This window comes from Rhodoligotrophos defluvii, from assembly GCF_005281615.1.
Taxonomy (GTDB): Bacteria; Pseudomonadota; Alphaproteobacteria; order Rhizobiales; family Im1; genus Rhodoligotrophos; species Rhodoligotrophos defluvii.
Genome location: NZ_SZZM01000005.1, coordinates 178,511 through 195,876, shown reverse-complemented (window position 1 = coordinate 195,876; position 17,366 = coordinate 178,511). Strand labels below are relative to the sequence as shown.

Annotated in this window: 19 protein-coding genes; 2 read left to right on the top strand and 17 right to left on the bottom strand. The window is 67.3% G+C overall.

Annotated features, from left to right (window positions below; translation table 11 throughout):
* The first annotated feature begins 31 nt into the window (after positions 1 to 31).
* Positions 32 to 727 carry a RadC family protein gene (gene radC / locus E4P09_RS20015; protein WP_137391406.1) on the top strand — a complete coding sequence of 232 codons (696 nt, stop codon included), beginning with the start codon at positions 32 to 34 and terminating at the stop codon, positions 725 to 727.
* On the opposite strand, the gene E4P09_RS20010 is transcribed toward radC, so the two are convergent.
* From E4P09_RS20010 to E4P09_RS19970, 9 genes are all read right to left on the bottom strand, one after another.
* Positions 724 to 2,397 carry an NTP transferase domain-containing protein gene (locus E4P09_RS20010; RefSeq protein WP_137391405.1) on the bottom strand — a complete coding sequence of 558 codons (1,674 nt, stop codon included), beginning with the start codon at positions 2,395 to 2,397 and terminating at the stop codon, positions 724 to 726. The two genes, radC and E4P09_RS20010, sit on opposite strands and share 4 nt — an antisense overlap.
* Positions 2,394 to 3,098, bottom strand: a complete 705-nt coding sequence (locus E4P09_RS20005; protein ID WP_137391404.1) for an XdhC family protein — start codon at positions 3,096 to 3,098, stop codon at positions 2,394 to 2,396. Before E4P09_RS20005 ends, E4P09_RS20010 begins: the two co-directional genes overlap by 4 nt.
* A complete protein-coding gene (locus tag E4P09_RS20000) occupies positions 3,098 to 3,421 on the bottom strand; it encodes an XdhC family protein (RefSeq protein ID WP_137391403.1) in 324 nt (107 codons plus the stop codon). The genes E4P09_RS20005 and E4P09_RS20000 overlap by 1 nt, the downstream gene beginning before the upstream one ends.
* 39 nt (positions 3,422 to 3,460) lie before the next feature.
* Positions 3,461 to 4,714, bottom strand: a complete 1,254-nt coding sequence (locus tag E4P09_RS19995) for a vWA domain-containing protein (RefSeq protein WP_239025284.1) — start codon at positions 4,712 to 4,714, stop codon at positions 3,461 to 3,463.
* A complete protein-coding gene (locus E4P09_RS19990; RefSeq protein ID WP_137391607.1) occupies positions 4,711 to 5,631 on the bottom strand; it encodes an AAA family ATPase in 921 nt (306 codons plus the stop codon). Before E4P09_RS19990 ends, E4P09_RS19995 begins: the two co-directional genes overlap by 4 nt.
* A gap of 61 nt (positions 5,632 to 5,692) precedes the next feature.
* Complete coding sequence (locus E4P09_RS19985; protein WP_137391402.1) at positions 5,693 to 6,487, bottom strand: FAD binding domain-containing protein; 795 nt, start codon at positions 6,485 to 6,487, stop codon at positions 5,693 to 5,695.
* A gap of 14 nt (positions 6,488 to 6,501) precedes the next feature.
* Positions 6,502 to 8,871: a xanthine dehydrogenase family protein molybdopterin-binding subunit gene (locus E4P09_RS19980; protein ID WP_137391401.1), complete on the bottom strand. Its 2,370-nt coding sequence runs from the start codon at positions 8,869 to 8,871 to the stop codon at positions 6,502 to 6,504.
* Between the two features lie 23 nt (positions 8,872 to 8,894).
* Entirely contained in the window at positions 8,895 to 9,374 is a 480-nt protein-coding gene (locus tag E4P09_RS19975; protein WP_137391400.1) for a (2Fe-2S)-binding protein, read from the bottom strand.
* A gap of 148 nt (positions 9,375 to 9,522) precedes the next feature.
* Positions 9,523 to 10,461, bottom strand: coding sequence for a UdgX family uracil-DNA binding protein (locus E4P09_RS19970; protein WP_275406487.1), 939 nt, complete (start codon positions 10,459 to 10,461; stop codon positions 9,523 to 9,525).
* Between E4P09_RS19970 and E4P09_RS19965 the strand changes: the two genes are divergently transcribed.
* Entirely contained in the window at positions 10,394 to 11,155 is a 762-nt protein-coding gene (locus tag E4P09_RS19965; RefSeq protein WP_137391398.1) for an SDR family NAD(P)-dependent oxidoreductase, read from the top strand. The two genes, E4P09_RS19970 and E4P09_RS19965, sit on opposite strands and share 68 nt — an antisense overlap.
* A 28-nt stretch (positions 11,156 to 11,183) precedes the next feature.
* Here the strand turns inward: E4P09_RS19965 and queF are convergent, their stop codons facing one another.
* The 8 genes from queF to E4P09_RS19925 all read right to left on the bottom strand — a co-directional run bounded on the left by queF (position 11,184) and on the right by E4P09_RS19925 (position 17,233).
* Entirely contained in the window at positions 11,184 to 11,645 is a 462-nt protein-coding gene (queF, locus tag E4P09_RS19960) for a preQ(1) synthase (RefSeq protein WP_137391397.1), read from the bottom strand.
* Positions 11,642 to 12,235, bottom strand: coding sequence for a VUT family protein (locus E4P09_RS19955; RefSeq protein WP_137391396.1), 594 nt, complete (start codon positions 12,233 to 12,235; stop codon positions 11,642 to 11,644). Before E4P09_RS19955 ends, queF begins: the two co-directional genes overlap by 4 nt.
* A gap of 361 nt (positions 12,236 to 12,596) precedes the next feature.
* Positions 12,597 to 13,445: an acetoacetate decarboxylase family protein gene (locus E4P09_RS19950; protein ID WP_137391395.1), complete on the bottom strand. Its 849-nt coding sequence runs from the start codon at positions 13,443 to 13,445 to the stop codon at positions 12,597 to 12,599.
* Entirely contained in the window at positions 13,442 to 14,233 is a 792-nt protein-coding gene (locus E4P09_RS19945) for a FadR/GntR family transcriptional regulator (protein WP_170984523.1), read from the bottom strand. Before E4P09_RS19945 ends, E4P09_RS19950 begins: the two co-directional genes overlap by 4 nt.
* Before the next feature lie 62 nt (positions 14,234 to 14,295).
* A complete protein-coding gene (locus E4P09_RS19940; protein WP_137391393.1) occupies positions 14,296 to 15,252 on the bottom strand; it encodes a C-terminal binding protein in 957 nt (318 codons plus the stop codon).
* A gap of 58 nt (positions 15,253 to 15,310) precedes the next feature.
* Entirely contained in the window at positions 15,311 to 16,090 is a 780-nt protein-coding gene (locus tag E4P09_RS19935) for an SDR family NAD(P)-dependent oxidoreductase (RefSeq protein ID WP_137391392.1), read from the bottom strand.
* 5 nt (positions 16,091 to 16,095) lie between these two features.
* Positions 16,096 to 16,731 (bottom strand): mandelate racemase/muconate lactonizing enzyme family protein, encoded by a 636-nt coding sequence (locus E4P09_RS19930; protein ID WP_137391391.1) that lies wholly within the window; start codon positions 16,729 to 16,731, stop codon positions 16,096 to 16,098.
* A gap of 10 nt (positions 16,732 to 16,741) precedes the next feature.
* The gene (locus E4P09_RS19925; protein ID WP_137391390.1) at positions 16,742 to 17,233 is read right to left on the bottom strand and encodes an enolase-like domain-containing protein; all 492 of its coding nucleotides are present in this window, start codon (positions 17,231 to 17,233) and stop codon (positions 16,742 to 16,744) included.
* Positions 17,234 to 17,366 lie beyond the last annotated feature (133 nt).

Genomic DNA, 17,366 nt, shown 5'->3' with positions numbered 1-17,366 from the left:
CCCGGCCGCGACGGCAACGGGGGCTGGAGGCATGGCCGAGGAGCTGCAGGACGGGCAGCCACATTATGTGGGCCATCGCGAGCGGCTGCGGGAGCGGTTCCGCACGCGGGGCCCGGACAGCTTGGCCGATTACGAGCTCCTGGAACTCATTCTGTTCCGCTCCATGCCCCGGCGCGACACCAAGCCGGTGGCCAAGGCGCTCATCGACAAGTTCGGCACCTTTGCGGAAGTGTTCAGCGCCAAGCCCGAACGGCTCATGGAGGTGCCGGGGGTGGGCGAGAGCGTGGCCTTCGACATCAAGGTGCTGCAGGCGGCGGCGCTGCGTATGTCGCTGGGCGATGCACGCCAGCGCCCGGTGCTGTCGGCCTGGTCGGCCGTCATCAATTATTGCCGCGCGGCCATGGCGTTCGATGACCAGGAGCAGTTCCGTATCCTGTTTCTCGACAAAAAGAACCGGCTGATCGCCGACGAGGTGCAGCAGCGCGGCACCGTCGACCACACGCCGGTCTATCCGCGCGAGGTGATCAAGCGCGCCCTGCAGCTGGGCGCCAGCGGCTTGATTCTCGTGCATAACCATCCCTCGGGCGATCCGACGCCGTCGCGCGCGGATATCGACATGACCAGGTTCATTGTGGATGCGGGCGCGAAGCTGGGGCTGGTGGTGCACGACCACATCATCGTGGGCCGCGATGGCCATGCGAGCTTTCGCGGGCTGGGGCTGCTTTAGGACCGCTGTTGCGAGCCCCATCGGCCGGCGAGCGCGGCGATCGCCTCGGGCGTGTCGAGATCGGTCAGCACGGCGTCGTCCTCCATGGCCACCTCGCAGACCGCTTCGCCATACTCGGCCATGAGGTGCTTGGCGCCCACATCGCCGGTAAGGGCGCGCATGGCGGGCAGGAATTCCGCCGCCCAGAGCACGGGATTGCCGCGCTTGCCGCCATAGGTGGCGACGCAGATCGCCCGGCCTTCCGTGGGGTTGAAGGCGGCGATCAGCCGGTCGATATGGCGCGGCGCGATCAAGGGCATGTCGCCGAGGCAGACGAGAACGCCGTCGCTTGCCGGCGCGATGGCCGCAAGCCCGGCCTTGAGCGAGGATGCCAGGCCCGACGCATAATCCGGATTGTGGATGAAGCGCAGGTCGAGCCCGGCAAGGGCGGCGCGCACCGCCTCGGATTGGTGGCCGCTCACCACCACCACCTCGTCGAGCCGGCTGGCCTTGGCGGCTTCCGCCACATGGCGCACCATCGGCTTGCCCTTGATCTCCACCAGCAGCTTGTTATCGCCGCCCATGCGGGTCGACCGTCCGGCCGCCAGGATGAGGCCGGCCACCCGGGGCGCCTTCATTGCCTGGGCGGATGGAGCCCTCTCTTTCGCCGCGGCCTGATCGCGCGGCCTGCGCTCCCTTGGGGCCGGCCGGGTCGGGATCTCGGTCAGAAGCCCGCCCGCTCCCATGTCCATGATATCCTGCGCCGTGACATTCATGCCGGCTAGCAGTCTTTGCAGCACCCAGTCGAAGCCGTTGAGCTTGGGCGAGCGGGCGCAGCTCGGCACGCCGAGCACCGGCGTTCCGCGCAAGCGTCCCAGCATCATGAGATTGCCGGGATCGACCGGCATGCCGAGATGGGTGACCTCGCCGCCCGCATTCACCAGGCCCATGGGGATGACATCGCCCCGGTCGACGATGGCGGAGGCGCCGAACAGCAGGATCGGACTTGCCCCGGCAGCGGAAAGCCGGCGCACCGCCTCGGCCACCGCGCCGATCTCATGGGCCACCACTTCGGTGTGCTTGAGCGCCGAGCCCAAGGCGGCCAGCCGTTCGCCGATCGCCTCGATGCTCTTGCTCACGATGCTGGGCTTGGTCTGGGAAAGGGTGGTCACCACCAGCCCGACCTCGCGGGACTGGAACGGCGCGAGGCTCACCAGCGGTCCGTCCTCATCGACGATGGCCAGGGCCGCTTCGAGGGTGAAGCGGGGCACGGCGAAAGGAATGACCTTGACGGTTGCCACCATCTGCCGTGGTTCGACCAGGCTGAAATCCGCAACGGTTGCCACGGTGAGGCTTTCATGCAGATGGTTGATGCGGCGGACGCGCTCCGCATCGATGCGCACGAGCCCTGCCCCGCCCGCATAGAGATTGGCCCGGCCGGTGAAGGCTTCCGAGACCGTCACATGGCCGCCGGCGAGCGCCTGCGCCAGCCGACCGGCGGCCGCATCCTCGTGCACGTCGTCGGCTTCGAGCCTAGCCGCGAAAACCTTCTCGACGCCGCTGGCCCGTAGGGCGGCTACGTCGCCGGCGCTCAGCACGCGCCCCTTCTTGAACACGCCCTCCTGGTGGCGCACGGAATGGGCGAGGATGGCGCCCTCGGCCTCGGCAACGGGTATTTCGCCAAAGATCATCGATCAATATGCCCGGGCCGCGCGGTCCCGAGCCTCAGGGTCTTGGTGATCTCGGCCATGATCGACACGGCGATTTCCGGTGCGCCGCGCGCGCCGATATCGAGGCCGATCGGCGCATGAATGCGCTCCAGCACTTCCGGGGAATGGCCGGCCGCCTCCAGTCGTTCCAGGCGGCTCGCATGGGTTTTGCGCGACCCGAGCGCGCCGATATAGAAGCAGGGGCTGGCCAGGGCCGCCTGGAGGGCGGGATCGTCGATCTTCGGGTCATGGGTGAGCGCGATGAGCGCGGTGCGGCTGTCGAGCCCGAAATCGGCGAGCGCCTCGTCTGGCCATTCATGGCGCAGGGCAACAGCCGGAAAGCGCTCCGCCGTGGCGAAGGCCTCGCGCGGGTCGATGACCGTGACGTCGTAACCGAGGCTTTGGGCGATCGGAATGACGTGCTGGGCCACGTGCACCGCCCCGATGATGACCAGCCGCAAAGGCGGGTTGTAGATATTGATGAAAATCTCGCTTTCCGCGCCGGCGGTGATGCCGGAGCGGTCGAAGCGGAATCCGTGCTCCAGCTCGCCGGCCAACGGGTGATGCTCGGCCTCATCGCGGCTCACCAGCTCCTGCCGGCCCGAACGCAGATAGGTGATCAGCGCCACCGGCTTGCGCGCCTCGCGCGCGGCCAGGATGGCATCGAGCGTGGCCCGCTCCATCAAGCCACCTGCAGGGGCTCGACGGAAATCCGGATACGGCCGCCGCAGGCAAGTCCCACCTGCCAGGCGGTTTCGTCCGCCACGCCGAATTCGAGCACGCGCAGGCCGCCATTCTCGATCACGTCGAGCGCCTCGGTGATCACCTCACCTTCGACGCAGCCGCCGGAGACGGAGCCCGAGAAATTCCCCTGCTGGTCGACGATCAGCTGGCTGCCCACCGGCTGGGGCGCCGAGCCCCAGGTCTCGATCACCGTGGCGATGGCCACCTTACGGCCCTCGTCGGCCCAGCGGGCCGCTTCCCTCAACAGGCTTGCATCCGACATCTCGGCCTCTTCCTCAACTCATCCTGCGCCGCATAGGGCCTAAGCCGCGCGAGCGACCTCGCCCTTGAGCCAGCGCCGGGGATCATGCGCCCCGGATGCCGGCTTGAAAAGAGCCTCCGCCAAATCCTCGAGGCTCGCCAGATTATGCGCCGGGCGGAACTCGTCCACATGAGGCAGCATGGCGCGAATGCCGCCGGCGCGCGCCTCGAAGCCCTCGAAGCGCAACAGCGGGTTGAGCCAGATCACCCGCTTGGCGCTGCGCTTGAGGCGCGCCATTTCGGCGGCGACCAGGCTTGCATCCTCCCGGTCGAGGCCATCGGTGATCAGCACCACATTGGCTCCCTGGCCCAATACCCGGCGCGCCCACTGGAAATTGAACGCGTGCAGCGCCGCGCCGATCCGGGTTCCGCCGGACCAATCGGATACGGCGCCAGACACCCGATCCAGCGCCTCGTCCACGTCCCGGCGCTTGAGCTCGCGGGTGATATGCGACAAGCGCGTGCCGAACAGAAAAACCTGCACCCGGTCGCGGTCGGTCATCAGCGCGTGCAGGAAATGCAGAAACATTCGGCTATAGCCGGACATGGAGCCGGAAATGTCGCACAGAACCACCAGGGGCGGCAGCCGCTCGGCTCTACGCCGCCAGGCGAAATCCATGAAATGGCCGCCCGCGCGCAGGCTCTTGCGCATGGTCCGGCGCGGGTCCAGCCGCGTTCCCGCATGCGACGGCTGAAAGCGGCGGCTGGTCACCGTGCGGCGGAGAAAACGCATGCGGGCGATGGCGGCGCGCGCCTCGGCCTGCTCCTCCCGGCTCATCTGCTCGAAGTCCTTGCGGCGCAACACCTCGTCGAGAGAGGCTGAGAATTGCGCCTCGACTTCGATCTCGGGGCTCGTCTCCGGCGGCTTGAGCCTGCCGTCCTCGTCATCGAACATGGCTTCGGCCAGGCGGCGGGCGGCGGCGCGCTTTTCCTCTCGCGGTGCGCTGCGGGCAATTTCCGCAAGCAGCAGGGCCAGCAGCTGCTCGCGCATCTTGGGCGCACGCCAGAACGCTTCGAAGGCCTGGTCGAACAGGGCGTGGTGCTCGCGCCGGCTCACGAACAGGGCATGCAGGGTCCAGTAGAAGTCCTCGCGCCGGGTCATGCAGCCCAAGTGCAGGGCATCAAGGGCGGCGATCACCCGGCCCGGGCCCACCGGCACGCCCGCCGCCCGGAGCAGGCGGGCGAAATGCATGACATTCTCGGCGAGCAGACCGCCTTCCGTGAGGGCCTCCTCGTCGCGCGATGCCGCGCTCACAGGCGGCCCCGCGCGGCTAGATCGGCCTGCACCTCGGCGAGCAGGCGCTGGGCGGCCGGCCCCTCCATGCGGGCGATATCGTCCTGGTATTTCAGCAGCACGCCCAGGGTGTCGTTCACGGTTTGCGGGTCCAAGGCGGTGCGATCCAGGGCATGCAGGGCGGTGACCCAGTCGATGGTTTCGGCAATGCCGGGCCGCTTGTAGAGCTCTTCGCGGCGCAGGGCCTGCACGAAGGCGACCACTTCCTCGGCCAGGGTGGCCGCCGCCTGGGGCGCCCGCACGGCAATGATCGCCCGCTCGCGCTCCGCATCGGGATAATCCACCCAATGGTAGAGGCAGCGGCGCTTGAGCGCGTCGTGGATCTCACGGGTGCGGTTGGAGGTGATGACCACGATGGGCGGTTCGGCAGCCTGGATGGTGCCGAGCTCGGGGATGGTGACCTGGAAGTCCGACAGGATCTCCAGGAGATAGGCTTCGAAGGCCTCGTCGGTCCGGTCCAGCTCGTCGATGAGCAGCACCGGTGCTGAACCGTCGCTGGCATCGAGGGCCTGAAGCAATGGCCGCCGGATCAGGAACCGCTCGGCGAAAATATCGGTGGCGAGGCGCTTGCGATCCACCTTGCCCTCCGCCTCGGCCAGGCGGATCTCGATCATCTGGGCAGGGTAGTTCCACTCATAAACGGCGGCAGCGGCGTCGAGCCCCTCGTAGCACTGCAGGCGGATCAGCCGGCGGCCGAGCATGGCCGAGAGCACCTTGGCGATCTCGGTCTTGCCGACACCCGCCTCCCCTTCGAGGAAAAGCGGCCGGCCCATGCGCAGGGCCAGATAGAGCACGGTGGCAAAGGGCCGGTCGGCGATATAGCCGGACGCAGCCAGCTGCTCGAGAGTGGCGTCAATCGAGGGAGGCAGCGGGGTCATCATCAGCCCCTGTCTAGCACGCTGCCTCCCAGGAATGGAAGCCGGTCCCGCCAAGCGGCGCTTACCGGTTCGCCTGCTCCGTGGCCCGCCTTGCCATCACGCCCACCAGATGCGCGCGGTATTCGGCGCTGGCGTGGATGTCGGAATTGAGCCCGTCGGCGGAAATGGCGATGCCCTCCAGCGCCTTGGGCGAGAAATTGCCCGCCAGCGCCTGCTCCATCTCCGGCACGCGGAACACGCAAGCGCCGGCGCCCGTCACCGCCACGCGCGGACCGGCCGCGGTCTGCGCGACGAACACGCCGACCATGGCATAGCGCGAAGCCGGGTTGCGGAACTTGGCATAGCCCGCCTTTTGCGGGACGGGGAAGCTCACCGAGGTGATGATCTCGTCCGGCTCCAGCGCCGTCTCGAACAGGCCGGTGAAGAAGTCGTCCGCCGGGATCTCGCGCCGGTTGGTGCGGATGGTGGCGGCAAGGCCCACGCAGGCGGCCGGGTAGTCCGCCGCCGGATCGTTGTTGGCGATGGAGCCGCCAATGGTGCCGCGATGGCGCACATGCGGGTCGCCGATGATCGAGGCGAGATAGGCGAGCGCCGGGATGGCGCGGGCCACCTCCGCCGACATGGCCACCGTCTCATGGGTGGTGCCGGCGCGGATGGTGACGGTATTCCCGGTCACCTCGATGCCGCTGTTGCGCAGCGCGCCCAGGTCGATCACGTCCGAGGGCTGCGCCAGCCGCTGCTTCAGCGTCGGGATCAGCGTCATGCCGCCGGACATGTATTTCCCGTCCTCGGCGCTGCCCATCAGCCGCACGGCGTCGTCCAGGCTGGCGGGCCGGTGATAGTTGAAGTCGTACATGGTTCCTCGTCCCCCTACTCTGCCGCCATCGGCCGCGCCCGTTCCTGCGCCGCGCGCCAGACCACTTCCGGTGTCGCCGGCATGGGAATGTCGACCACGCCCAGCGCATCGGTGATGGCATTGATCACCGCTGCCGGCGCGGCAATGGCGCCGGCTTCGCCGCACCCCTTTATGCCCAGCGGGTTCGAGGGTGCCGGCGTGGTGGTATAGTCGAGCCGGAAGTCCGGCAGATCCTCGGCTCTGGGCATGCAATAGTCCATATAGGAGCCGGTGAGCAGCTGGCCGGTTTCCGCATCATAGCGGCAGCCCTCGGTCAGCGCCTGGCCAACCCCCTGTGCGATGCCGCCATGGACCTGACCCTCGACGATCATCGGGTTGATGATGGTGCCGAAGTCATCCACCGCCACCCAGTTCGCGATTTTCGTCTGGCCGGTGGTCGGATCGATCTCCACCTCGCAGATATGGCAGCCGGCCGGGAAAGTGAAGTTTGTCGGGTCGTAGAAGGCGCTTTCCTTGAGGCCCGGCTCGATTTCGCTGGTCGGGAATTTGTGGGCGACATAGGCCGCCAGCGCCACCTCGGCGAAGGCCATTTTCTTGTCGGTGCCCTTCACGGTGAAGGCGCCGTCCTCGAAGGCGATGTCCGTTTCCGCCGCCTCCATGACGTGGGCCGCCACCTTGCGCGCCTTGGCCTCCACCTTGTCGAGCGCCTTGACGATGGCGGACATGCCGACCGCGCCGGAGCGGGAGCCATAGGTGCCCATGCCGAACTGCACCTTGTCGGTGTCGCCATGGACGATCGACACCTGGTCGATGGGAATTCCCAAGCGCTCCGATACCAGCTGGGCGAAGGTGGTCTCATGGCCCTGGCCGTGCGCGTGGGAGCCGGTCAGCACCTCCACATTGCCGGTGGGATTGACCCGAACCTCCGCCGATTCCCACAGGCCCACACCGGCACCCAGCGAGCCGACGGCGGCCGACGGCGCGATGCCGCAGGCCTCGATATAGGCGGAGAAGCCGATGCCGCGCAGGCGGCCCTTTGATTCCGACATGGCCCGGCGCTGCGGGAAGTTGCGATAGTCGATCAGCTCCAGCGCACGGTCGAGGGAGGCTTCGTAATTGCCGGCGTCATACATCATGATGACCGGCGTCTGGTGCGGGAAGCTCTTCACGAAGTTGCGCCGGCGCAGCTCGGCCGGGTCGATGTTCATCTCGCGCGCCGCCGTCTCGACCAGCCGCTCGACCACGTAGGTTGCCTCGGGCCTTCCGGCGCCGCGATAGGCATCGACCGGCGCGGTGTTGGTGTAGACGCCGTCAACCTCCGCGTAGATGGCGGGAATGTCGTATTGGCCCGAGAGCAGCGGCGCATAGAGATAGGTCGGCACGCAGGACGAGAAGGTGGAGAGATAGGCGCCGAGATTGGCCGTGGTCTTCACCCTGAGCGCCAGGAAGCGGCCGTTCTCATCCAGCGCCAGCTCCGCACGGGTGACATGGTCGCGGCCATGGGCATCCGCGAGGAACGCTTCGGAACGGTCGCCCGTCCATTTGACCGGGCGGCCCACTTTCTTGGCGGCCCAGACGCACACGGTCTCCTCGGGATAGATGAAGATCTTCGAGCCGAAGCCGCCGCCCACGTCCGGCGCGATGACCCGCAGCCTGTGCTCCGGCGCAATGCCGATGAAGGCGGAGAGCACCAGCCGCGCCACATGCGGGTTCTGGCTGGTGGTATAGAGGGTGAAGCTGTCGGAGCCCGAGTCGTAATCACCGATCGCCGCGCGGGTCTCGATCGCATTGGGCGCGAGCCGGTTGTTGACCAGATCGAGCTTGGTGACGTGGCGGGCGCGGGCAAAGGCCTGCTCCACGGCCTGGGCATCGCCCAGCGACCACTCGAACACCGTATTGTCGGGTGCGATCTCATGCACCGGCTGCCCCGAGGACGTGCGCGCCTTGGCTGTGTCCACCACCGCCGGCAGCGGCTCGTAGTCGACAGCGATCAGCTCGGCAGCCGCCTTGGCCTGGTTGAGGCTTTCGGCGACGACCACGGCCACGTGGTCGCCCACATAGCGCACCTTGTCCTGGGCCAGCGCCGGGTGCGGCCCGGCCTTCATGGGCGTGCCGTCCTTGGAATGGATCATCCAGCCGCAGATCAGGTTGCCCACCTTGTCGGCGGCGAGATCGGCGCCGGTGAGCACATCCAGCACGCCGGGCGCTGCCTTGGCGGCCGCCGTGTCGATGCCGCGGATGCGGGCGTGCGCGTGCGGCGACCTCAGGAAATAAGCATAGGTCTGGCGCGGCAGGTTGATATCGTCGGTATATTTGCCCTTGCCGGTAATGAAGCGGCGGTCCTCCTTCCGGAGCACCCGCTGGCCGATGCCGGTGACAGTCATCAACGTCCTCCCTGGATGCCCGTTCAGGCGGCTTGGGCCGCTTTCTTGTTGGCGACGGAACTGATGGCCTTCACGATGTTATGGTAGCCGGTGCAACGGCAGAGGTTGCCCTCCAGCTCGTGGCGGATCGCCTGCTCGTCGATGCCGTTGGGGTGGCGGTTGACGATGTCGATGGCCGCCATGATCATGCCCGGCGTGCAGAAGCCGCATTGCAGGGCGTGATGCTCGCGGAAGGCCTCCTGCATCGGGTGCAGCACGCCGTCCCTGGCGATGCCCTCGATGGTGGTGACTTCGGCGCCTTCGCATTGCAGCGCCAGCATGGTGCAGGACTTCACCGACGTCCCATCCACATGCACCACGCAGGCGCCGCACTGGCTGGTGTCGCAGCCGACGTGGGTGCCGGTGAGCCCGAGACTGCCCCGCAGGAAGTCGACCAGCAGCGTGCGGCCTTCGACCTCGCCCGAGACCTGCTTGCCATTGACGGTCATGGAAACTTTGGGCACGCGAACCTCCCCCAGAACGCTGGATGGCGCCCGCGCAGCGGAACTCGTTCGCGCCGCTGCCGCGAGCCGCTTTAGACTTGTTCCAGTGTGGAGCCGTTGCGGTGGCCTGGTCAAGGGCGAACGCGCGGGTGGGTTCGGCGCGTGCGGTTCAGGTTCCGATATGGGCGGCGATCTTGCGGAGGTCCTCGAGGAAGCGCTGGTATTCACGCGCTCTCGCCTCGCGGTCGGGCAAGCGCAGGAGGTAGGAGGGGTGCACCGTCACGAACAGATCGGTTGGCGGATCCACATCCCGCACCCCCTGCGGAATGACGGCGCCGCGCAGCTTGGTGATGGAGGTGGCCTTGCCGGCGAGGCTCTGCAGGGCGGTTGCGCCGAGTGCCACTGCGAGCTTGGGCCTGATGGTGCCGATTTCTTGGGCGAGCCACCAGCGGCAGGCCTTGATCTCGCCCGCATTGGGTTTCTGGTGCAGGCGGCGCTTGCCACGCGGGGCGAACTTGAAGTGCTTCACCGCATTGGTGACATAGGTGCGCTCGCGCTCGATGCCGGCCTCGATCAGCGCCTTGTCCAGCATGGCCCCCGCCGGCCCGACGAAAGGCCGGCCGGCAATGTCTTCCTGATCACCCGGCTGCTCACCGACGAAGATCACGTCGGCTTTCAGCGGCCCCTCGCCGAACACCGTCTGCGTAGCGGGCCGCCAGAGGTCGCAGGCGCGGCAGCTGGCCGCCTCGTCCCTGAGGATGGACCAGGCTTCCGCCGCCGAGCGCGCGCGGGGCATGGCGCGCCGTGCGGGCCGGTCAATGCTGCGTGCGTGAATGGTCACCATGGTGTCGTCTCGCTCGCCTAAGCTAGAGTCGACTCGTCCAACCCGCAGCTTTCGCCTTTTGTTCCCAGCGCTGCCGCGATCCGGGGAGCCGCCAGATGTCGAGCGGCCTCGACCGCGGCAAGGTCGCGCGGTATACCGTCGACTTGAGATCGCTATTTGAGCGATATTGGCCAGACCAATCTGAGGAGCGGGATCGATGCTGGAGGGACTGGCGGAACAAGTGATCGTGGTCACCGGTTCGGGCAAGGGGTTGGGCCGGGCCATTGCGGACGACATCGCGGCCAATGGCGGCCGCGTGGTGCATGTGGTGCGCTCGGAAGAAGCCGCCGCCGAGCTTCAAGATGCGTTCGGGGACGAGGCCGCGATCATCCTCGGCGATGTGAACGATACCCCGGTGCCGGACCTTGCCATGGAAACTGCCTTGAACCGCTGGGGGCGCCTCGACGGGCTCGTGAACAATGCCGGGGTGATTTCACCGATCGGCCGCATCGCCGATGTGGATCCGGACGAGTGGGGCTATTCGATCGCGACCAATCTCGTCGCCCCCTATCGCCTGGTGGCCAGCTTCATCCGCGCGGCGGGCGACGGCGGCACTCGGCGGATCGTGAACGTGTCGAGTGGAGCGGCGCACCGCCCGATCGAAGGCTGGAGCGCCTATTGTGCAGGCAAAGCGGGACTTGCCATGCTCACCCGCCAGACCCAGCTCGAATATGGCAGTGCCGGCATCCTGAGTTTTGGCCTCATTCCGGGGCTGGTCGACACGGACATGCAGGGTGCGATCCGAGCCTCCGGCATCAACGAGGTGAGCCAGCTGCCGCGCGAGGCGCTGCGCCCGGCATCGGAGCCGGCGCGGGTCGCAACCTTCCTGCTCTCCGGGGCGGGCGATGCGCTGGCCGGCCGCGAGATCGATATCCGCGATGCGAGCTTGCGCCAGCGCCTCGAGCTGCCGCCGCTGTGATCCGGCTGCTGCGGCCTGCGAGGGCGGCCTACCCTCGGCCGCGATAGGGCGGCACGCCCTGGTCCGGCAGCCAAGCCTGTTTCGGCAACTCGCCCCACTGCCAGAACACGTCGATGGGAATGCCGCCGCGCGGATACCAATAGCCGCCGATGCGCAGCCATTTCGGTTCCAGCGCTTCCACTAGCCGCCTGCCGATATAAACCGTGCAATCCTCGTGAAAGGCGCCGTGGTTGCGGAACGCCGTCATGAACAGCTTGAGCGATTTGGACTCGACCAGCCAGGCGTCAGGCACGTAATCGATGACCAGATGCGCGAAGTCGGGCTGGCCGGTCACCGGGCAGATCGAGGTGAATTCCGGCACGGTGAAGCGGGTGACGTAGACGGTGTTGGCATGCGGGTTGGGTACCCGCTCCAGCACCGCCTCCGCAGGCGTGCGCGCCGGCGCGGCGGCGTGGCCGAGCTGGGTCAGTGGAGAGATTTCATCACTCATGAGGCCGCTCCATCAGGGAGGGTGCCGAGCGGTGCAAGGCCGATCCTGCGGTCGCGCTGCCTCAGCCAGGCGATGAAGGGCAGCGCCAACAGCACCATCCAAGCCTTGCCGACCGCCTGGCCCCAGAAGAACGAGATATCGCCGAACGCGAGATAGAGGAACAACAGCGTGTCGACCACGATGCCGACCGCGCCGGAGACCACCACCGCCAGGATGAGGCCGCGCTTCTGCAGCGGGGTGTAGACGAGGAGATCCGCGAGCTCGGAGAGCATGAAGGCCGCGACCGAGGCGAACACCAGCGCTGGCGGGGAGACCAGCCCGGATATGGCGCCGCCAATGGCGATGGCGGCGAGCGCCCAGGTAAGCCCAAGGCGCCGCTGCACGAGGTCGCGCAGCACCAGGGCAAGGCCGATCATGACGACGCCGCTCGGCGCCATCAGACCGGGGGCGACAGGGATCAGGCAGAGGCCTTCCGGGGTGCAGACGGTGCCGACATGGCCGATGAGCCAGTTGGCGACGGGAATACAGGCGGCGAAGGCGGCAAGGAATGCCAAGCCCTCCCGCCGCCGCAAGACGGGTACAGGAGCCATCACGGGTCTCTCCTCATGCATTCAGGCAGAACAGGCCTGCGCAAGCAAGGTCGGTAGCGCAGCCGCTGGCCAAGAGCAACCCGTTCCGCGCGGGGGCGCTATTTCCCTCTCGTTCGGATAGGTTGGGTGTAGCAGTTCCGCGAGCGGGGAAGATGCTTTGGTATCTGCAACTGGTCCCCGTGGCCCTGGATGCCGGCTCAGCGCCTAGGCGCGGCCGGCATGACGGATTTGTTTCAACCGTTCCCGTCATTGCCGCGCTTGACGCGGCAATCCAGAGGCCGCAAGGGAAAGTGCACGCCGTGTGCTGCTGCCCCTCGCCACATCCCGGCGTGGACGGCGAGGAATGGCGAGTTCGGGCGGCTCAGCGAACGGTCAGATAATCGTGGAGGATGCGGCCGGGCACCAGCGTGAAGTCCGCCCGCCACCAGAAGCCCTCGAGCATGTCGCGTACCGGCAGCCGGTAGATCGGTGCCTGCACATTGGGCCTGAGCTCAACGGTGCAGGGGCCCGACCAGCATTCGTGCACCGTAAGCGCACCCAGTCGGCGCGCCGTGAGTTGGCGGATGGCCGGTCGGCCATCGATATGGTCGATGGCCTTGAGGTTGATGTTCAGGGCGAAATCGAAATAGCCGGACAGGCGGGCGATCTCGGCCGGCTGCTGCTTATAGGCCATCGTTCCCGTCAGCACATCGATGCCGTTGCGCGAAACCGTGCCGACCCACGCATCGCCGCGCACCTCGAGGTGTGGAGTGCCGAGCTTCTTCGGCTGGCCATGCACCTCGCGACCCTGGATCACGCCGCCGTCGGAAGAGAGGAACAGGTATGGCGAAAAGCCGCCGGCCTCCCCTGTGGCCGGCAGGCGGCAGGCCACCATGACGTTGCTTTCGTAATAGGGTCCGAGCCATTCCGTGTCGTTCATCTTGTAGATATGGGCCAAGACCACATCGGACGCCGCCTCCAGCGGTGGTGGCAGCACACGCGCGACCGCGTCCTGATCCGTGCGCCAGGCGAGCGTCATCACCTCCACGTTGCGGAACGTGAACGGGAACGGCGGCGCCGGTGGCGCGTCCCACGGGGTGGAGAAGCCGGGCTTGAGGATATCATCGATGGTGAGTCGGCTTGCCGCCTGGTTGCGCCAGTCGACCGGATCCGCCGCACCATCGGGTGCGCCCGCGTCAGCGTCGCGCTTCCCTGGCCCGTTCGTTGTCACGTGACTCTCCCGGTGCCTGCCGCCATGGCGCTCATGGCGGCGCGGGTCGTCTCGTGCACGCTGCGCATATGGCGGACCATGGCCGCTTCCACCCTGGCGCCATCGCGGGTCTCCAGCGCGTCGATGATCTGCTGGTGATCCGCAACCGAGCGGGCGAGCACGCCCGGCGTCTCCCAGGCGATCTTGCGATATTCCATGCCAAGCACATACAGCGCTTCGGAAATCCGCTCCAGGAACGGGTTGTTCAGCACGGCGCCCAAGGTGCGGTGGAACTCCATGTCGGATACGCGGAACGCCACCGCGTTGGTCAGGAGCTCCTTTTGGATCTCCACCATCTTACGGAGCCGGACGATGGTCGAGGTATCGATGCGCTGGGCAATGAGCCTGCCCATGGCCCCTTCAACCGCCACCCGCGATTCATGCAGCGCCTCGAAATTCTCCTCGGTCAGGGTGATGAGCATCTGCAGGGGCTGCAGGATCTCCGCCGCTTCAAGCGAGGTCACGAACAGGCCGCCACCCTGCCGCGCCTTCACCACCCCGAGAATCTGCAGGCCGCGCAGCGCCTCGCGCACGGAGGGCCGCGATACCTGGAGGGTGGCGGCGAGCTCCCGTTCCGTGGGCAATTGCTGTCCTGGCCGCACGCTGCCGCTCCGGATGAGATCCAGGAGATTGCGCGCAACCTGCTCGGCCACGGACAAGCGCTCGATCGGCGCGAAGGCCTCGATCGGCGGGTCGGCATCCGCCGGCCCGCTGCCGGGCGGGCCGGCGCTCTCCTCGGCAGCACCCATGGCGCCTTTCCCTATTCTGCTTCTCCGTCCTCTCGCGAGCGTTGCCATGACCCGTTGTCTCGTCAGGTCGGCACCGGCGAGCGCGGCGGTCTTCCGCTCAGCGCCCGGTCGACCTCATCCGCCGCCAAATATTGCAGCCTGTCAATGGCGGCGTCGGAATACCAGGCCGCATGGGGGCTGAAGAGAACGTTGGGCGCCGAGCGCAGTGGCGCGTCCGCCGGCACCGGCTCAGCCTCGAACACATCAAGCGCCGCACCAGCAAGCCGCCCGCCGGCGAGGCTTTCGGCAAGTGCCACCTCATCGATCAGGGCCCCCCGCGAGCAGTTGATGACGACGGCGGACGGCTTGAGCAGCGCCAGGCTCTGCTGGTTGATGATATGGCGACTCACCTCGGTTACCGGCGCATGCAGCAGCAGGGCGTCGACTTGCGGCAGCATTTTCTCGAGCGGACATAGGGTTAGCTCGAGTTCTGCAGCCGTGGCCTCACCGAGCGCCGGGTCGGTGGCCATGACGCGAAAGCCGAAGGGCTCGAGCCGGGCCAGCACTGCGCGGCCGATGCGGCCGAGCCCTAAGAAGCCAACCACCGTCTCGGCTGCCGGCCTGAGCGGCCGCATCGCGTCGACTGGGTTCCACCGCCCCGCGCGAACTTGGGCATCGAGTTGCGGCAGCTTGCGATAGAGTGCGAGCAGCATGGCCACCGTGTGGTCGGCCACCTCGTTGACGCAGTAATCCGGCACATAGGCCACCGGATGGCCCAGCCGTCGTGCAGCGGCAATATCGACGTTGTCGTAGCCCACCCCATAGCGGACCACGGTGGCGCCAGGGGCGAGCCGCGCCAGCGCGTCGGCGCCGAATGGTGCAAATTGCACCAGCACCGCGTCGGCACCGGCCACCGCCTCGGCGACCTCGCTGGCCGTGTGGCATTGGCACGCCTTCAGCTGGGCGCCATGGCGGGCCGCCACGGCCCGTTCGTGACGCAGGTCGGCAAAGTTGCTGTCGGTCACGACGATGGTGGCCATTACATCTCCCGCCACACAATTATTGGTCAGGCCAATTAAGCCTCGCGCAAAGAAGCCGTCAAGCCTGCTGTTTGGGCGGGAAGAAGGGCACCCCGTAATCCGCCTCGAAGCCGCCATCCACATGCAGCACGTGGCCGCTGATATAGCTCGCCTCGTCCGAGCAGAGGAAACGGATGGCCTTGGCGATCTCCTCGGGTCGCGCCAGGCGCCGGGCCGGGGTGCGGGCGACCATGGGCGCCGTCTCCAGCTGGCCCGACTTCACCATGACGGTGACCAGATCGGTCTCCACATAACCGGGGGCCACCGCATTGACCCGGATGCCGCGCGCCGTCCATTCCACCGCCGCCGTCTTGGTGAGGGACGAGATGGCGGCCTTGGACGCGGCGTAAGGTGCGCGGCCAGGCGCGCCGCGGGTAGCGGCGATGGACGAGAGGTTGACGATCGCGCCCGAGCCTTGCGCCAGCATGTGGCGGCCCGCCACCTGCAGGCAGTGGAAGGCGCCGTGCAGGTTGACATCGAGCACCGCATTCCAGTTCTCGAAGGTGAGCTCTTCGAGCGGCGCGTGGCGCTGGATGCCGGCATTGTTGACCAGTGCATCGAGCCGCCCCCAATGCGTCAGAGACCTGGCAAAGGCCGCCTCCACCGCGGCACGGTCGCGCACATCGAGCGGCACGGCCAGCATGCGGCCGCCCTGTTGCGCCGCCTGCGCCTCCGCCTGGGCGAGATCCACATCGCCTATGGTCACAGTCCAGCCGCAGCGGATGAATTCGGCTGCAGTCGCAAGGCCGATGCCGCGCGCCCCGCCGGTGATCAGCGCAACCCTTCCCTCTTCAGCCATGGGGCCTACTCCTGGTGCAGCGCGTGCCGATAGGCGTAGCGGGTCAAAGCGGCATCATTCAGCTTGAGGCCGGTACCGGGGGCGCTCGGCGGCGCAAGCCGCGCCTTCCGGATATCCGAATAGGCGGGCTGCTCGATCAGCACATGGGAGCAGTCGAACGGCCGGTCGGCGGGGAAAATCTCGATATGGTCGGCCGCCTCATCCGCGAACACGCAGTGGCGGTGCACCTCCGGATTGACATGATAGGAGACGCGGAAACCGCGTGCCATCGCCGCAGCTGCCAGCTTCAATGCCGGCCCGAACCCGCCCACGGTGGTGGCATCGATCCTCACCACGTCCACCGCCTCGTGGTCCATGAGCTGCTCGAGATCGAGGGCGCGGGTGGTCTCGTCACCAACGCCGATCGGCACCCGGGAGTGCCGGCGCAGGAAGGCGATTTCGCTCAGCCGGGTGCGCGGCATGGGATCCTCGATCCAGGCGATGCCGAGATCTTGCCACAGATCGGCGCTGCGCAGCCCTTCGCGTGCGGTACGCCACGACCAGGCGAGGTCGCAAGTGAACTCTGCGTCCGGCGCGCTGGCGCGCACCTCGCTGAGAATCCGCCGGATCGGCTCCGGCGCGCCGTAATGGGCGGCTTCCATCTTGAAGAAGTCATAGCCCTCCTCCGCCCGGCCGAGCCAGCCGCGCGGCGATGTCCCGCTCGCTCTCGCCCTCGATCTCGTAGCCTTCGACCAGCGCCACGCGCACGTCGCGCATATGACCGCCAAGCAGCTGCCAGACGGGCACGCCGAGGGCCTGTGCCTTGAGGTCCCACAGGCAGATGTCGACCATGGAGCGAGCCCGGCCGATCACCCCGTCATCCTCGATGGCCAGGATCGCCCGTCTGATATCGGCGAGCCTTGCACCGGTCTGCAGCGCATCGCGTCCGATCAGTTGCGGCGCCAACAGGTCGGCAATGGCCACGTCGACCGGCGAGCGCCGGGTGTGACTGAGGCAATCGGCGACCAGCCCGCCGCGGGTGACGATGCGCACCGCCGCATAAGCGCGGGCTGCCACCGTGAAGTTGCCGAAGGACAAGGGCTTGGCCAGTGGAATGCTGCAAGCCCAGGTCTCCACCCGGGCGATGGTCGTATCCTTGCTCATGTCCTTCCCTGCCTGCGTCTCCGCGATGAATCCTCTTGCAGACCATCTGACAACCTGCTGAATTGGTCAGGCCATTGCACGCTAGCGGCTTCAAAGTCGTCTCGCAAGCCGCAACTGCTCTCGGCGGAGTTAA

Bases quoted from the DNA above. Each gene is read 5' to 3' on its own strand.
- radC (WP_137391406.1), top strand. From the start codon at position 32: ATGGCCGAGGAGCTGCAGGACGGGCAGCCACATTATGTGGGCCATCGC.
- E4P09_RS20010 (WP_137391405.1), bottom strand. From the start codon at position 2,397: ATGATCTTTGGCGAAATACCCGTTGCCGAGGCCGAGGGCGCCATCCTC.
- E4P09_RS20005 (WP_137391404.1), bottom strand. From the start codon at position 3,098: ATGGAGCGGGCCACGCTCGATGCCATCCTGGCCGCGCGCGAGGCGCGC.
- E4P09_RS20000 (WP_137391403.1), bottom strand. From the start codon at position 3,421: ATGTCGGATGCAAGCCTGTTGAGGGAAGCGGCCCGCTGGGCCGACGAG.
- E4P09_RS19990 (WP_137391607.1), bottom strand. From the start codon at position 5,631: ATGACCCCGCTGCCTCCCTCGATTGACGCCACTCTCGAGCAGCTGGCT.
- E4P09_RS19985 (WP_137391402.1), bottom strand. From the start codon at position 6,487: ATGTACGACTTCAACTATCACCGGCCCGCCAGCCTGGACGACGCCGTG.
- E4P09_RS19980 (WP_137391401.1), bottom strand. From the start codon at position 8,871: ATGACTGTCACCGGCATCGGCCAGCGGGTGCTCCGGAAGGAGGACCGC.
- E4P09_RS19965 (WP_137391398.1), top strand. From the start codon at position 10,394: ATGCTGGAGGGACTGGCGGAACAAGTGATCGTGGTCACCGGTTCGGGC.
- E4P09_RS19970 (WP_275406487.1), bottom strand. From the start codon at position 10,461: ATGGCCCGGCCCAACCCCTTGCCCGAACCGGTGACCACGATCACTTGT.
- queF (WP_137391397.1), bottom strand. From the start codon at position 11,645: ATGAGTGATGAAATCTCTCCACTGACCCAGCTCGGCCACGCCGCCGCG.
- E4P09_RS19955 (WP_137391396.1), bottom strand. From the start codon at position 12,235: ATGGCTCCTGTACCCGTCTTGCGGCGGCGGGAGGGCTTGGCATTCCTT.
- E4P09_RS19945 (WP_170984523.1), bottom strand. From the start codon at position 14,233: ATGGGTGCTGCCGAGGAGAGCGCCGGCCCGCCCGGCAGCGGGCCGGCG.
- E4P09_RS19940 (WP_137391393.1), bottom strand. From the start codon at position 15,252: ATGGCCACCATCGTCGTGACCGACAGCAACTTTGCCGACCTGCGTCAC.
- E4P09_RS19935 (WP_137391392.1), bottom strand. From the start codon at position 16,090: ATGGCTGAAGAGGGAAGGGTTGCGCTGATCACCGGCGGGGCGCGCGGC.
- E4P09_RS19930 (WP_137391391.1), bottom strand. From the start codon at position 16,731: ATGGAAGCCGCCCATTACGGCGCGCCGGAGCCGATCCGGCGGATTCTC.
- E4P09_RS19925 (WP_137391390.1), bottom strand. From the start codon at position 17,233: ATGAGCAAGGATACGACCATCGCCCGGGTGGAGACCTGGGCTTGCAGC.